Here is a 15,553-nt window from a genome sequence, read left to right on the forward strand (position 1 = left end):
TAGTTCCTTTATCTATTTCTACTTAAAGATTGTAGTGACGACCAAGTAAAACTCTACTTCAATCCCTGCAATTTCTCTAACACAACCTTATAAACATCCGTTAGACTGCCCAAATCTCTACGGAAAACATCCTTGTCCATATGGTGCCCTTCAGCATCCCAAAGGCGGCAGTTATCTGGTGAGAATTCGTCTGCCAAGATAATTTTGCCATCCTTATCAAAACCGAATTCCAATTTGAAGTCAATCAAACGAAGACCAATTTGTGCAAACCAATCTTTCAGCAATTCATTGATACGACGCGTTTCTTCCTTGATATAAGCAATTTGCTCATCGTTGGCAATATCCAAGAACTTCACATGCTCATCATTAATAAATGGATCATCCAACTCATCGTTTTTGTAGTAAAATTCAACGATAGGAGTTTTCAAGTCCAAACCTTCTTCCACACCGAAACGTTTTGAGAAAGAACCCGCAGTCACGTTACGAAGCACAACCTCCAAAGGAATGATTGAAACCTTCTTGTTAAGTTGTTCTGTATCAGAGATACGTTCGATAAAGTGAGTAGCCACACCTGCAGCATTCAATTTTTCAAAAATAAGAGACGAAATCTGATTATTGAGCACACCTTTGCCTTCGATGGTCTCTTTACGAGCACCATTAAGCATGGTAGCTTGGTCCTTATAAACGGACCTAATCACATGTTCGTCTTCTGTAGTATAGATATCTTTAGCTTTTCCCGTATAAATAAGTTTGCTGGACATTTTATTATTCGCCTTTCGTATTACTTTGCCTCATTCTAACACAAAAATAAGCATAAATCAAATGTTTTACGAACGTAAACGTATTCTTCACTCTAAAACATTTAGAAAAAAATCAAATCAGACTATTTAGATAACCAGACCACAATCATTCAAACTTCACACAATCAAAAAAGCAACATGACCAGCATGTTGCTTTTTCTTATATTCTATTTTTGATGATTGCTAATACGTCTGCAACACTTTGGAGGTTGTCAATTTCTTCATCACTGATCTCGATTCCAAATTCATCCTCAACTGTTAGAATAAATTCCATCAAATCTACTGAATCAGCATCTAAATCATCCTTTAAACTCAAGTTTTCAGTAACTACAAAGTCCTCTCCTTGACGCTCTTGAATGATGGTTACGATACGGTCAAAAATTTGTTGTTCTGTCATATTGTTCTCCTTATTCCTCTGAAAATTCACGCGCAGTTTGAGCAACTACATCTGTCTCAAGCATGGTACGAATCTGGCGTATTGTGCTATAGACAGCCTTGGCATCACTTGAACCATGAGTCTTAACTACTGGTGCTTTAACACCAAACAGAACCGCGCCTCCAACATCTGAATAGTTGAGCTGTTTTTTCAAACCTCTGAGGTTATCCTTAAGAAGGAAAGCTCCTAGCTTAGCTCTAAGACCGCCACCTACAATAGCATTTTTAAGCAAGCCCATGATACCCATAGCAGTCCCTTCAATAGCTTTGAGCACAGCGTTTCCCGTGAAACCATCTGTTACGACTACATCGGCAACACCATCCATTAAATCACGCGCTTCCACGTTCCCGACGAAATTCAAACTCTCGTCAGCCACTAATAGGTCATAGGCTTCCTTGCGAAGTGGATCTCCCTTGCTGCTCTCTGTCCCGTTATTAAGCAAACCTACACGAGGTTTTTCAATACCACGAACATTTCTAGCATAGAAGGAACCCAAGATAGCGTATTGATGCAGGTGATGAGCTGTATTTTCTGCATTAGCACCAAGGTCAAGCATATCAAAACCTTTTCCATCAATAGTTGGCAAGGTTGACATAAGACCTGGTCGATCGATATTTTTGATACGACCAACGATGAAGAATCCTGCTGCTAACAAGGCACCTGTATTTCCTGCAGAAAGAACTGCGTCTGCCTCTCCATCTTTGACAGCCTTAGCTGCCAATACCATGCTGGAATTTTTCTTCTTGCGGATGGCTTTTGTAGGCTCATCATCTGAGTCGATTTTTTCATCCGTATGGATAATGCTGACGCGCTCTGTAGCTGTTAGATATTGCTTGATTTTGCTTTCATCTCCATAAAGTTGGACTTCAATATCTGAAAAGTCAGCAAGGGCTTGATTAACTCCCTCTACAATAGCTTGTGGTGCGTAATCGCCACCCATTGCATCAACTGCGATTTTTTTCATTTGTCTTCCTCTTTCAGTAGTTGTCCCCAGTCGGCTAGGGAATCAATAAATTTCTTTGATTTTAGATGAATGCCGACATATTCCTCGTAGATTTGGTCCATAAACTTGCGCAAGTCTTGCTTGATTTCGGCCTTAAGTGAGATAGTCTCCAAGGTCTCAAAATCAATGGCTTGAAATTGATTGAGCAGATAAGGAATATTGGGATTTAGATGACATCGTTTCTCATCTTCATGGTAATGATCGGGACAAAGACAAGCCCCGTATTTGAATGAAAAGTCAAAGGCTTGCCCCACACGATGACAAAAGGTACACTCATTAAAGTTGAGACTGATTCCAAAACGTGTCAATATTTGAATTTCAAAAATATTGGTCAAAACTTGATAATCCAGACCCTCTTCCATCAGCTCTAAAGTCTTTTGCAAAAAAGCAAATAAGGGAGCGTCTTCTTGGTTATCCTGCAAACTCGCATCTGCCAAGGCTGCAACGTAAGTCGCATAAGCCATAACAAAGAGGTCACTATTGATTTTCGGAAAAGTCTTCACCTCATGATAATCTTCTATATAACTAAGTCCATCGTCATTGACTTTTAGGAGAAAATGGGCTAAGACTAAAGGTTGAATGACAGGAGCTAGTTTGGATTGGCCGGCGTGTTTGACAAAAAACATGCGCTTCCCTGCCTGTTCTGTAAAGATTTTAACAAGCTTATCATCCTCTCGAAAATTTCGATTGTAAAGTACTAAACCCTGACTCGTAATCGATTGAATCATGCTTCTCTCATGTACTCCTCAAGTCGTTTCATAGCTTCTCTGATGGTTCCCATGCTAGCTGCATAAGATAGGCGAACATAGCCCTCTCCATACTGACCAAAGGCAGCACCAGGAATAAAAGCAACAGCCTTCTTCTGGGCAAAATCCTTCAGAAAAGCAAAGGAATCTTGATTATAGCCTGCCGGAATCTTAGCAAAGATATAAAAAGCCCCATCTGGTTTGATAATCTCAAAGCCGAGGTCAGTCATCTTGTCGATAATGTAGTCCCGACGCTGGATATATTCCTTCTTCATGGGTTCTGCATCATCTTTACCAGCTGTCAATGCTTCCACCGCAGCATGTTGTGCCATGGTGTTTGCAGCAGTTACCAAATACTGATGACTCTTGATGAGTTGAGCTGTGAAGTTTGCTGGTGCAAAGATAAAACCTAAACGCCAACCTGTCATGGCATGGGATTTAGAAAGACCGTTAATGATAATTGCCTGATCTCTCAACATAGTTCCCAAAGATACATGATTTTCCCCTGTATAGGTCAATTCTGAGTAGACTTCATCACAGACTACGAAAATCTCATACTTGCGTAAAACAGCTGCCAAGGCTTCTAATTGCTCGCGACTATAAGTAATTCCTGTAGGGTTGGCTGGATAGTTGAGAATAACTGCCTTGAGCTTGTCACCTTGCTCTAAAATCGCTTTTTCTAGCATTTCTGGAGTTAAGACAAAACCATTCTCAGTCGTATCAATCTCGACAATCTCTGCACCAACTAGATTAACTATTGGCTCATAGCCAGGATAGGCAGGAGCTGGCAAGAGAACCTTGTCTCCTTCCTCCAAAATAGCTGTCAGAGTGGCTGATAGAGCCTCTGTCGCACCAATTGTGACCAAGATTTCATTCTCTGGATTGTAGTCCAGCTGATATTTCTCTTTTACAAAATCACTCGCCGCCTGACGCAATGTCAACAAACCACTCATACCTGTATAGTAGGATTGATCTTGATCAATGGCTCGCTTTGCAGCTTCCTTGACATGATCTGGCGTTGTAAAATCTGGTTCTCCCAAGGTCAATCGCAGGACACCAGGAATCTCTGAAATAGCCTGGTCAAATTGACGAATCAAGGAAACTTGTATCTTATCTAATTGTTTATTAAAGCGTTTGGTTAAGTCCATATATATCCTCCTTGATCAAAGAACATATATCTATTATACTACAAAAGCTCTCTGACCGCAAAATTCCGTTAATTTACAACCTTATTCCTACTTTCTATTTTACTTTTCTGACAGATAAGATTATAATAAGTAGTATTTATTTTCGGAGGTTTTTATGTCATTTCTATCAAAAAATTGGGCAGGACTGCTAGTCTGTCTAATCATTTCTATCATCTCTTGGGTTTTAGGAGGCTTTCTGCCTGTTGTGGGAGCACCTGTTTTCGCCATTTTTATCGGAATGATTCTCCATCCCTTTCTCACTTCTTATAAACAACTGGATGCCGGCTTGACTTATAGCTCCAAAAAACTGCTTCAATATGCTGTTATCTTGCTTGGGTTTGGACTCAATATCTCACAAGTTTTCGCAGTTGGAAAATCTTCCCTCCCTGTTATCCTTTCGACTATTTCTATCGCTTTGATTATAGCTTTCTTTTTCCAACGATTTTTTAACCTTGATACAAAGCTAGCTACCTTGATTGGAGTTGGATCTTCTATCTGTGGCGGTTCTGCCATTGCAGCGACTGCTCCTGTTATTCACGCCAAGGAAAAAGAAGTAGCCCAAGCCATTTCTGTTATCTTTTTCTTCAATGTCTTGGCAGCTCTTATCTTTCCAACTCTAGGTTCTTGGCTCCATCTTTCCAACGAAGGTTTTGCTCTCTTTGCGGGTACTGCGGTCAACGATACGTCCTCTGTAACAGCCACAGCTAGCGCCTGGGATAGCCTCTACCAAAGCAATACTCTCGAATCTGCTACTATTGTCAAACTGACTCGTACCTTAGCTATTATCCCTATTACTCTCTTTCTCTCATACTGGCAAAGTCGCCAACAAGGTGATAACCAAGGAGTAAAACTCAAAAAAATCTTCCCCGTTTTCATTCTCTACTTTATCCTAGCTTCTCTGCTAACTACCGTCCTTACTTCTTTTGGTGTTAGCAATAGCTTCTTTGCACCTCTCAAACAACTCTCTAAATTCCTTATTATCATGGCCATGAGTGCTATCGGTCTCAAAACCAACCTCGTTGCTATGATCAAATCCAGTGGAAAATCCATTCTTCTTGGAGCCCTTTGCTGGATTGCTATCATCCTGACTAGTCTTGGCATGCAAATACTCATCGGTATTTTCTAATAAAAAAGGTAGCCTTTAGGCTACCTTTTTATTGTTCAAGAATTAAACGTGTATGTTCTCTCTTAATACAACGGTTCATCACGATGTCATCGCATCCCCCAGCACGCAAGATTTCTGCTGCTTCCAAACTTTCAAGTTCTAATTGTGCCCAGAAAATCTTGGCATCCGCCTTGAGAAAGTCTCGTGCTACATCAGGTAAAAATTCACTGCGACGATAGACATTGACGATATCTACAGGGAAAGGAATTTCAGCTAGACTGGCATAAGCCTTTTCTCCCAAAATCTCGCCACCTGCAGCTTTAGGGTTAACTGGAATAATTTTATAACCACGAGCCTGCATTTCTTTAGTCACTCGATTGCTAGTTGTTTCCTCACGATCGGATAAGCCTACTACAGCTAGAGTTTTACTGCTTGCTAGATACCGACGGATCACTCCATCACTTGGATTGATAAATTCTTGAGTCATAGAAACCCTCCTTTTTCATCAGTATAGCATATTTTGAAAGGGTTTGTAGAAATTTGCTATGAAAATAAAAAATCCTCTTAAAATTAAACTATTCATTTAATTTTAAGAGGATCATAAAGATTTTATTTAAAGATTATTCTCTTGTTGGTTTATACTGAAGGCTTTCTCCGTGTTGTTTGACAAAGTCACTCAACTCTGAATCAGGAATTTGTCGAAGGTAGAGATTGGCACGAATCGTATCATCTTCTTCACGACAAGTAGAAAGCACAAGATATTTATCCTTAGCTGATACCTTGACATTTGGTTTCTTAACCTCTGCAGTATCATAAATAGTAGTTAGCTGTTTCTCAAAATCTGCATCATCATCAAAAGAAGTACGGTAAAAAGCTGTTTCTTCTGGAACAATAATCATGGCAACAGCTTCATAATAGTACTTTCTCTCTGGAGTTTCAATGACAACATAAGGGTGTGCATCAAAATATTCTTGGCGACTGAAATAGTTCACATCTTTAAACATACGGTGATCAGGAACTTTACTACCACGAGCGTGACCAAATAACCAAGTTAATCGATCGCTAAAATCCTTCTTGTTATCAGCGTCCATAAAGACTGTCCCCATTAAAGGCTCGTTAACTCCATCAAAGCGCTTATCTAAATAAGTCGCATTATCCGTTGTTTGAACGACTGGTTCATCTAACTGTGTACCCGGAATATATACATACCCCACAGTTTCAGAGTTTGTTGCAAGTAAACCTTTAAATTTATTAGAGAGATATTCCTTTTCTTCCTCGCTAGCAGTATAAGCTTGCTTTGACGCTTCCTGGGTAACGGTAGTTTCAGTCGTCTTATTCTCACTTGATGCTGAGAAGCTGTTATTATATATAAACAAGCCTCCCAAAGCAACGATAGCTACTGCTGCGATAGAAGCAATTATTTTAGTAATTGGTGTTTTCTTTGTTCTAGAGTGTCCACTCATTTTTCTACCTCGTTATTTACTAAAAAAATCACTGAAACAAAGTTTCAGTGATAGTATACTTCACCAAATAAATAAATTATTTAACAGCGTGTGTTTTTGGAAGGGCTTTTTGACCTGCTTTTGCAGAAGCTCCTGCTTTTTTAGCTGCTGCATCTGCTTTTTTAGCTTGGTCTACAGCACCTGGTTTACCACCTTCTGGTTGAGTTGCTGCTTGGTCAGCTGCTGCTTGATCAGGAGATACTTGCTCAGGTGCTACACCATGGTTAAGAGCTTTATCTTCTTGATCACGCATGTCTTTTGTTTTGTTGTCTTGAACGCCAGTTACATCGTTCCAGTATTTACCTTCAGCATAAGCAGTGTCACGGTATGCATCTTGAAGGCGAGCTACATATTTGTTGCGTACAACATTACGTGCTTCAGTACGAGCTGCTTCAAGTTTAGCAACGTAATCACCGTAAAGGTGACCTGATCCGTATGCTTCAAGAGCTTGTTTTGCTGCTACAACTGCTGCATCGTTTTCAGCTTCAGCGTTAATTTCAGCTTCGTGTGCTGCTACTTGTGTGTTTGCTTCGTCAGCGATATCACGTTCTGAAACGTAGTGTTTTTGAATCAATGCATTTGAGCTATATGAATTGTCAGATGCAAATGCTGGAGCTGCTGCAGAAAATACTGCAAGAGCTGCTACTGATGATAATAAAACTTTCTTCATTGTTTTATCTCCTCTTTAATTTTAAAATTTAATTATAAGGATAATCCTTACTAACTCAAATTATATCACATATATTAGAGTTGTCAAGCTTTTTTAAAAATAAATTTATATTTTCTGGTAAAAACAAGTAAAATTCATTCGAATTACAAAAATCAAATAAAATTCTTGAAATAATTGATATAAAAATGTTTGAAATCCGAACAATGCAGAGTTTTGCGAGTGTTAGGTTCTGTATTTCTAAGAGTATATTTTATTTTTTCAGCTGTAATTTTAAATAGTCTTCTCGATACTAAACAATGGAGAAAGAGGACGTTTTTCGTGGATACGGATGATTGCATCGCCTAAAAGATGAGCGATAGAAATTTGTTCAATCTTATCAATCAAACGTTCTTCTGGAAGATAGATAGTATCCAAAACAACCAATTTTTTAATGGCTGATTTCTGGATATTCTCCATTGCTGGCCCTGAAAGAACTGGGTGTGTACAACTTGCGTAAACTTCAACAGCTCCTGCTTCTGCTAGAGCATCAGCCGCATGACAAATGGTTCCAGCTGTATCAATCATATCGTCAATCAAGATACAAGTCTTACCTTCTACCTTACCAATGATATTCATAACTTCACTAGTATTCATCTTGTCTACACTACGACGCTTGTCGATAATGGCAATTGGAGTTTTCAAAAATTCTGCTAATTTACGAGCACGAGTCACCCCACCGTGGTCCGGGCTGACAACGACATAGTCAGAACCAACCATGCCACGACGCTCAAAGTAATCCGCAATCAATGGAGCACCCATCAAGTGATCCACCGGAATATCAAAGAACCCTTGAATCTGTGCTGCGTGCAAGTCGATTGTCAACAAACGATCAACTCCAGCTACTTCAAGCATATTTGCAACGAGTTTTGAAGTGATTGGCTCACGCGCTCTTGCCTTTCTATCCTGACGTGCATAACCATAGTAAGGCATAACAACGTTGACAGATTCTGCACTGGCGCGCTTCAAAGCGTCTACCATAATCAAAATCTCAAGTAGATTATCATTTACTGGTGAGCTAGTTGATTGTAGAATAAAGACGTGTTTTCCACGGATCGATTCTTCGATATTAACTTGAATTTCTCCGTCTGAAAATTGACGAACAGTCGATTTTCCCAACTCTATCCCAATCTCTTGCGCCACACGCTCTGCCAATTCTCTATTCGAAGAAAGAGCAAACAGCTTTAAATCAGAAAAAGACATGATTTCCTCCGGTATTTATGTATCACTTGTGTTTTTCACAACATTTTTCCATCTACCATTGTAGCGCTTTTTTCTCGATTTTTCAATAAAAAATAAGACAAGAGTAGACTTTTATACTCTTATCTTATACTATCTTATATTAGTGATATCAAAGGTAAAACTTGTCAACCTTCTCATCCTACTTCATGCTACTCCAGAAGCTTTTAATTAGAAAGTTAGTATATCTCCCTCATACTACCTGTATCCACATCGTAAACTGCTCCTGAAATAATAACATCATCTGGAATTAAGGGGCATTCTCGTAGCAATTTCATATCCTCTCGAACACTCTCATCGATGTCTTGAAACGGTAAAAAGTCCTGCCCAGATACATCGACTCCCAATTCACATTTTAGGTGCTCTTGAAAATCCTCGTTATTGAAGGTTTGAGCCCCGCAGTCTGTATGATGAAGAACCACAATTTCTCTTGTCCCCATTTGTTGTTGGGAAATTACAAGTGAGCGAATCATATCCTCAGTCACTCGACCTCCCGCATTCCGTAAAATATGGGCATCTCCCAGAGCTAACCCCAGAGCTGGCGCAACGTGTAGACGCGAATCCATACAAGTTACGATTGCTACCTTGGTCTTGGGTTTAATGGATAAATGCAAATCTCCATGTAGTTCTACATAAGCTTGATTGGCTTTTAAAAAATTTTCAAAATAGGACATGACAACTCACTTTCTAGTCTGCCAGATAATTTGAACACCAAATTATTTATCTCCTATCTTACCATCTTTTCTTTGTCTTGTCAGCTGTCAACTTTCATATAAAAAAACTGGGACAGAGACATCCAGCAACTAGCTTGGGTTTCTGTCCTAGTTTTTTTAATATTATGAGCCTTTTTGGATATACTTGTTAAGAGAGCCTGCAAAGCTCTGAAGATTGAGACTCTGTACATAGACCTCACCGGTACCTCGGAAGGTATTCACCACTCCTTCGCCTGTACCAATAGACTGCCAGAAGCCATTTTCTAAGTGGATATCATAGTCCAGAGATTGACTCCAAGCCACCACATGGGCATTGTCGATGGTTATTTCTTGGTTTTGTAGCTCAATTTTCTTAATAGAGCCAAAGGCATTGGCCAAAAGAGTTCCCTGACCTTGGGTAGTCATCACAAAGAGACCGCCTTGCCCTCCGAACAGAGCTTTCCCAATAGACTGGCGCTCCATTGTATAGAAAGCTGTACCATCAAGAGCTAAAAAGGCTCCATCATTCAATCGATATTGCTCTTCGCCTAGCTCAAGAGCAATCACTTGACCAGGAGTATCTGGTGCTAAAGCAAGGTTGCCGTTGTCAGACTCTGCAACAGCTTGAGTGATAAAGGTACTTTCACCAGAAACCATTGAACGCCCTACAGCTTTGACAAAACGTCCCAAACCAGAACCGCTTGCATTGAGCTGGGTATTGAGACTTACATTGGGTGTGTGGTAGACCATGCTACCACGCTGAATAAAGACCGTTTCTCCCTGATTGAGCGACAACTCTACCAAAGGAAACTGCATGTGACTATCCATAGAAAATTTCATCAGAAATTCCTCCTTATTTTTAATAAATGTTAGCAATAAAATAATTAGTCATCTAAAACTGACCATAACGATTAGGAGAATACCTTTTTCAAGACTTCCTGAATAGTCGTCACCCCAATCACCTGAATTTCCTTAGGTGGCTTTATACCTGTTAGGGAATTTTTTGGCACATAGATTTTTGTAAATCCAAGCTTAGCAGCTTCATTGATCCGTTGTTCGATACGATTTATGCGCCGAATCTCTCCCGTCAAGCCCAACTCTCCTACAAAACATTCCTGAGGATTGGTTGGTTTGTCCTTGTAGCTCGAAGCAATAGCAACTGCAACAGCCAGGTCAATAGCAGGTTCATCCAATTTGACACCACCAGCTGATTTGAGATAGGCATCCTGATTTTGAAGGAGTAAGCCTGCCCGTTTCTCCAAGACAGCCATAATCAGACTAGCGCGATTGAAATCAAGCCCTGTCGTCGTACGCTTAGCATTCCCAAACATGGTCGGCGTCACCAAGGCCTGCACTTCAGCAAGAATTGGACGTGTTCCTTCCATTGTCACAACGATGGACGAACCAGTCGCTCCATCCAAGCGTTCTTCCAGAAATACTTCACTAGGATTAAGAACTTCAACCAATCCACCTGATTGCATCTCAAAGATTCCAATCTCGTTGGTCGAGCCAAAACGATTTTTGACTGCTCTCAGAATCCGGAAGGTATGGTGGCGTTCCCCTTCAAAGTAAAGCACCGTATCCACCATATGCTCCAACATACGAGGACCAGCCAAAGTTCCTTCCTTGGTCACATGCCCTACGATAAAGATGGCAATGTTATTGGTCTTGGCTAGCTGCATGAGTTCAGCAGTCACCTCGCGTACTTGGGAAACAGAGCCTTGCACCCCTGAAATCTCAGGTGACATAATGGTCTGGATCGAATCGATGATAAGAAAGTCTGGTTGGATTCGCTCCACCTCAGCTCTCACGCTCTGCATATTGGTCTCAGCATAGAGATAAAACTCGCTATCAATATCCCCCAAGCGCTCTGCACGGAGTTTGATCTGTTGAGCAGACTCCTCCCCACTGACATAGAGAACTGTTCCTACTTGAGACAACTGAGTTGATACTTGTAAGAGAAGGGTTGATTTTCCAATACCTGGATCTCCACCAATTAGGACGAGACTCCCTGGCACCACACCTCCACCGAGTACACGGTTGAATTCCTCCATCTCAGTCTTGGTTCGATTGACATTAATAGAAGTTACTTCTGCCAATTTCATGGGCTTGGTTTTCTCACCTGTCAAGGACACACGCGCATTCTTGACTTCTGCAACCTCAACCTCCTCAACAAAAGAAGACCAAGCTCCACAGTTTGGACAGCGTCCTAAATACTTTGGTGAATTATATTCACAATTTTGACACACAAATGTCGCCTTTTTCTTTGCGATAATAAACCTCTTTCTATATCTCTATCTCACATTCAATCACTTGGCAAAAATCAATCTTCTCATTTGGTACAAACTGCCGTATCAGCATTCGATGGGCTACAACTACCACAGTTTGATGTTCCCGATACTTAGCCATGCATTCTAGAAAACGAGTCTTCATCTCTACAGCTGTCTCATATTGAACAGGAGAATTTAGGAGCAACTCCCCATTATTTTCTAAAAATAGTCTTCTAGCTTCTTCAAATCTATCTATGCCACTTTCATAGACCTGCCATTCATGCAATAATGGCTCCACTCTCAAAGGAAGCCCAGTAGCACAAGATACATAAGAAGCCGTTTCTAATGCTCGCGTCACTGCAGAAGACACCAGTATATCAGCTGAGCCAAACAAAAGATTTTTGCAAAGTTCCTGAGCTTGTTGTCTTCCTTTTACCGATAAAGGGGCCAAGTCTATCCCAAATCCCGTATAAGAACGCTCCTCTAACTCACGGTAATCTGGCTCTCCATGACGTACAAAGATAATCTTCATCTTAGTGCCCAGTTGATCCAAACCCACCAGTACGAACTCCGTCTGCCTCATCTCCATCTGCAATTAAAAATGGTGCAAAGACAGCCTGAACTACACGTTCTCCAACTTCAAGAACAACTTCTTGATCTGTGATATTCTTCATCTGTGCAAAGATATGTCCCTCATTCCCTGGATTGCCATAATAATCTCCGTCAATGACACCCACAGAGTTAATCAAGACCAAACCTTTTTTACGAGGATTTGATGAACGGTCATAAAGATAGAGCACTTCAGTCGGCTGCATATAAGCCTTAACACCTGTTGGGACGAGGACGATTTCTCCTGGTCCAATCACTGTGCGCTCTGCCACCTTTAAGTCGTAGCCAGCTGCGTGTGCTGTCTCTCGTTTAGGTAACAAAGTTTCATCTGTAAAGCTAGAAACTAATTCAAAACCACGAATTTTCATATTATTCCTCTTTTTAATCTTTTATTCTAGGCTATTTTATCTTATTTATTCGAAAAAAGCACGAAAAAAGAGCACACAATTCACACTCGCTTAGGGCTGCTGGATTCCTCCCCTGACCCGCTTCACGCAGAACTGTTGCTCCACTAGTTATTATACCACATTCCCCTCTATTTTTAAAGAGAAATTATTTTTTACGTCGATTTCGGAAAAAGTCTTGCATAATCTCTGCGCACTCATTCTCTAAAACACCTGTTTCAACGTCCACACGGTGATTGAGCCTCTCATCTGTTAGAATATCGTACAAGCTCCCAGCGGCGCCAAATTTCTGATTTTTAGCCCCGTAGACCACGTTTGGAATCCGTGCGAGACCAATTGCCCCACTACACATGACACACGGCTCTATGGTCACAAAAAGCGTACAATCGAGCAAACGCCAACTCTCTTCGCTCAAATTAGCATTCTCTATGGCCATAATTTCCGCATGCATGACTGCCCGTTGCAACTCCTCTCGAGCATTGTGTCCTCTCCCAATGACTTTTCCATCCTTGACAATTACACAACCAATCGGGATTTCATCATGCTCTAAAGCAATCTCTGCCTCTTTTAAGGCCTCTCTCATAAAAGCTTCTTTTTCTTCAAGCGTGTAATTCATCTCTTCTCTCTTCCTAGCTATCAATTCTATCATTATACCATGTTTCTCAACACAAAAAAAGCCACCGAATGCGGTGACTTTATAGGGAGATTATTATGAAAAAGAAAAGTTTAGGAAATTTGTTACAACAAGTTAGGAGGTCTTCTTGTAACTGTCTATAGTATATCCAACCTGTCTTAAACAAATCTTAAAAATCTGCTATGACCAAACACTTTCTAAAATATTTGTCTGTTCACGACCAGGACCTACTGAGAATGTTGAAATACGAACACCCACCAATTCGCTAACACGGCGAACATAGTTGCGTGCATTTTCAGGAAGGTCTTCCAAATTACGTACTCCAGTGATATCTTCAGACCAACCAGGCAATTCTTCGTAGATTGGTTTACAACGTTTCAATTGTTCGAGACTAGCTGGGTAGTAATCAATACGTTGACCGTCAAGATCATAGGCCACACAGATTTTTACTGTATCCAAGCCACTCAAAACATCAATAGAGTTCAAAGAGAGATTTGTGATACCAGAAACACGACGGCTATGACGCATAACAACTGAGTCGAACCAACCTACACGGCGAGGACGCCCAGTAGTTGTCCCATACTCATGCCCCACTTCACGAATACGATCACCAACTTCATCAAATAGCTCGGTTGGGAAAGGACCATCACCTACACGACTTGTATAAGCCTTACATACACCGACAACTTTGTCAATCTTGCTTGGACCTACTCCAGAACCAATTGTCACACCACCAGCCACTGGGTTTGATGAAGTAACAAATGGATAAGTACCTTGGTCAATATCCAACATGACACCTTGTGCACCCTCAAAGAGAACCCGTTTACCATTATCAAGCGCGTCGTTCAAGATAACAGAAGTATCAGTCACATATTGCTTGATTTGTTGGCCATACTCATAGTATTCTTCAAAAATATCATCAATTGAAATAGGTTCACTATCATACAATTTTACAAATTGACGATTTTTCTCAGCAAGATTACGTTCTAAACGTTCACGGAAGATTTCTTTATCCAAAAGATCCGCAATACGAATTCCAACACGAGCTGCCTTGTCCATATAGGCTGGACCAATTCCTTTAATTGTCGTCCCAATCTTGTTATCACCCTTAGCTTCTTCTTGAAGACGGTCTAACTCAATGTGATAAGGCAAAATAACATGCGCACGATCAGAAATTCTAAGATTATCTGTTGTAACACCTTCTTCATGCAAATAAGACAATTCTTTCACAAGAGATTTAGGGTTGACAACCATCCCATTACCAATAACAGAGATTTTTTCTGGGAAGAAAATACCTGAAGGAATCAAGTGCAATTTAAATTTCTTTCCATCAATAACAATTGTGTGACCTGCATTATCTCCGCCTTGGTAACGAGCAATCACTTCCGCATTAGCTGAAAGAAAATCTGTAATTTTCCCTTTACCTTCATCACCCCATTGGGTACCTACAACAACAACTGAAGTCATAATAAATTTTCGTCTGAGCCAAAAGGCTCGTCCTTTCTCATATACATGGTGGGAGTCTCACCCACAATAATATCTTACAATTTATTATAAGAAAAAAAGCCTATTTTATCAAGAATTAACACTAGAAAAGATTAGGGAATTCTTTTACTTTTGATTTAAAAAAATACAAAAAATTAGCATAATCTAAATATTTTTTTAAAATTAATTATTATTGTTCGTAATAGATGAAATGAAATTTTATTAAAATGAATAATTTAAATTTTGCCCTAATAGATAATTAAGATAGATCCGGTACGCTGCTCGAAAATGACAGAGGAGAAAATCCTTCTCATTCTTTATCTTAAAACGAATTAAATAATAAAGTAAAAATTTAAGATGAAGTAATTCCCATTCATCAGTACTTTGAAATAAAATTGAATATTCATTTTCGATTTGCTTTAGAAAAACCAAAGATCGATCGTAATATTTTTGAAGCATATAAAAAACCTTTCTTATTGATAAAACAAGTTTATCAGAAAGGCTAAATAAATAGATAAATATTTCTATAAAGTAAAAATTTTAAGCTGAACAAACTTAAAACAAAGAAAAGAAGTAAAAATAGATGAAAAAAATACTGAAAAATTCTCGTAAATAAACCCAAGGAAACAAAAAAACGTTCCTTAGAACGTTTAACTACTCCGCCAGTAGGACTCGAACCTACGACATCATGATTAACAGTCATGCGCTACTACCAACTGAGCTATGGCGGATAAA

General features: G+C 39.9%; 18 protein-coding genes, 1 tRNA gene and 1 other RNA gene. 1 reads left to right on the forward strand and 19 read right to left on the reverse strand.

From position 1 onward, the window contains the following. Positions 1-53 precede the first annotated feature (53 nt). The 5 genes from purC to ACLNCS_RS06855 form a co-directional block, all read right to left on the reverse strand. Positions 54-761: a phosphoribosylaminoimidazolesuccinocarboxamide synthase gene (purC, locus tag ACLNCS_RS06835; protein WP_424847953.1), complete on the reverse strand. Its 708-nt coding sequence runs from the start codon at positions 759-761 to the stop codon at positions 54-56. 199 nt (positions 762-960) lie between these two features. Beyond that, positions 961-1,197 carry an acyl carrier protein gene (locus ACLNCS_RS06840; RefSeq protein ID WP_070676964.1) on the reverse strand — a complete coding sequence of 79 codons (237 nt, stop codon included), beginning with the start codon at positions 1,195-1,197 and terminating at the stop codon, positions 961-963. 10 nt (positions 1,198-1,207) lie between these two features. Next, positions 1,208-2,200: a phosphate acyltransferase PlsX gene (gene plsX / locus ACLNCS_RS06845; RefSeq protein WP_225749910.1), complete on the reverse strand. Its 993-nt coding sequence runs from the start codon at positions 2,198-2,200 to the stop codon at positions 1,208-1,210. Further along, complete coding sequence (gene recO, locus ACLNCS_RS06850) at positions 2,197-2,967, reverse strand: DNA repair protein RecO (protein ID WP_225749909.1); 771 nt, start codon at positions 2,965-2,967, stop codon at positions 2,197-2,199. Before recO ends, plsX begins: the two co-directional genes overlap by 4 nt. Then, positions 2,964-4,133: a pyridoxal phosphate-dependent aminotransferase gene (locus ACLNCS_RS06855; protein ID WP_414257402.1), complete on the reverse strand. Its 1,170-nt coding sequence runs from the start codon at positions 4,131-4,133 to the stop codon at positions 2,964-2,966. Before ACLNCS_RS06855 ends, recO begins: the two co-directional genes overlap by 4 nt. A gap of 154 nt (positions 4,134-4,287) precedes the next feature. On the opposite strand from ACLNCS_RS06855, the gene ACLNCS_RS06860 reads away from it, so the two are divergent. Further along, a complete protein-coding gene (locus tag ACLNCS_RS06860; protein ID WP_004250363.1) occupies positions 4,288-5,298 on the forward strand; it encodes a YeiH family protein in 1,011 nt (336 codons plus the stop codon). A 28-nt stretch (positions 5,299-5,326) separates the two neighbouring features. Here ACLNCS_RS06860 and ACLNCS_RS06865 read toward each other — a convergent pair whose 3' ends face one another. The 14 genes from ACLNCS_RS06865 to ACLNCS_RS06930 all read right to left on the reverse strand — a co-directional run bounded on the left by ACLNCS_RS06865 (position 5,327) and on the right by ACLNCS_RS06930 (position 15,549). Then, positions 5,327-5,764 (reverse strand): CoA-binding protein, encoded by a 438-nt coding sequence (locus tag ACLNCS_RS06865; protein ID WP_004250362.1) that lies wholly within the window; start codon positions 5,762-5,764, stop codon positions 5,327-5,329. Between the two features lie 133 nt (positions 5,765-5,897). Then, positions 5,898-6,740 carry a class B sortase, LPKTxAVK-specific gene (gene srtB, locus ACLNCS_RS06870; protein WP_004250360.1) on the reverse strand — a complete coding sequence of 281 codons (843 nt, stop codon included), beginning with the start codon at positions 6,738-6,740 and terminating at the stop codon, positions 5,898-5,900. Positions 6,741-6,816: 76 nt separating this feature from the next. Beyond that, a complete protein-coding gene (abpA, locus tag ACLNCS_RS06875) occupies positions 6,817-7,449 on the reverse strand; it encodes an amylase-binding adhesin AbpA (RefSeq protein WP_254804367.1) in 633 nt (210 codons plus the stop codon). Positions 7,450-7,719: 270 nt separating this feature from the next. Continuing rightward, complete coding sequence (locus ACLNCS_RS06880; protein WP_061863755.1) at positions 7,720-8,688, reverse strand: ribose-phosphate diphosphokinase; 969 nt, start codon at positions 8,686-8,688, stop codon at positions 7,720-7,722. A gap of 215 nt (positions 8,689-8,903) precedes the next feature. After that, positions 8,904-9,398: a beta-class carbonic anhydrase gene (locus ACLNCS_RS06885; protein WP_004250355.1), complete on the reverse strand. Its 495-nt coding sequence runs from the start codon at positions 9,396-9,398 to the stop codon at positions 8,904-8,906. Positions 9,399-9,560: 162 nt separating this feature from the next. Then, a complete protein-coding gene (locus ACLNCS_RS06890; RefSeq protein ID WP_195184404.1) occupies positions 9,561-10,256 on the reverse strand; it encodes a TIGR00266 family protein in 696 nt (231 codons plus the stop codon). Positions 10,257-10,327: 71 nt separating this feature from the next. After that, positions 10,328-11,689 carry a DNA repair protein RadA gene (gene radA, locus ACLNCS_RS06895; RefSeq protein ID WP_424847974.1) on the reverse strand — a complete coding sequence of 454 codons (1,362 nt, stop codon included), beginning with the start codon at positions 11,687-11,689 and terminating at the stop codon, positions 10,328-10,330. Between the two features lie 13 nt (positions 11,690-11,702). Further along, positions 11,703-12,269 carry a histidine phosphatase family protein gene (locus ACLNCS_RS06900; RefSeq protein ID WP_033630843.1) on the reverse strand — a complete coding sequence of 189 codons (567 nt, stop codon included), beginning with the start codon at positions 12,267-12,269 and terminating at the stop codon, positions 11,703-11,705. After that, on the reverse strand, positions 12,220-12,663 hold the full coding sequence (locus ACLNCS_RS06905) for a dUTP diphosphatase (protein ID WP_004250347.1): 444 nt from the start codon (positions 12,661-12,663) through the stop codon (positions 12,220-12,222). The genes ACLNCS_RS06900 and ACLNCS_RS06905 overlap by 50 nt, the downstream gene beginning before the upstream one ends. A gap of 53 nt (positions 12,664-12,716) precedes the next feature. After that, an RNA gene (gene ffs / locus ACLNCS_RS06910) (signal recognition particle sRNA small type) lies at positions 12,717-12,815 on the reverse strand. 32 nt (positions 12,816-12,847) lie between these two features. Beyond that, a complete protein-coding gene (gene tadA / locus ACLNCS_RS06915) occupies positions 12,848-13,315 on the reverse strand; it encodes a tRNA adenosine(34) deaminase TadA (protein WP_004250346.1) in 468 nt (155 codons plus the stop codon). Positions 13,316-13,513: 198 nt separating this feature from the next. Next, on the reverse strand, positions 13,514-14,800 hold the full coding sequence (locus tag ACLNCS_RS06920; protein ID WP_004250345.1) for an adenylosuccinate synthase: 1,287 nt from the start codon (positions 14,798-14,800) through the stop codon (positions 13,514-13,516). Positions 14,801-15,040: 240 nt separating this feature from the next. Then, the gene (gene comW / locus ACLNCS_RS06925; protein ID WP_006149115.1) at positions 15,041-15,277 is read right to left on the reverse strand and encodes a sigma(X)-activator ComW; all 237 of its coding nucleotides are present in this window, start codon (positions 15,275-15,277) and stop codon (positions 15,041-15,043) included. A gap of 198 nt (positions 15,278-15,475) precedes the next feature. Then, positions 15,476-15,549 (reverse strand) — tRNA-Asn (locus tag ACLNCS_RS06930). Positions 15,550-15,553 lie beyond the last annotated feature (4 nt).

Origin of the sequence: Streptococcus sp. CL9.43, assembly GCF_049737935.1 — a bacterium.
GTDB lineage: Bacteria > Bacillota > Bacilli > Lactobacillales > Streptococcaceae > Streptococcus > Streptococcus infantis_I.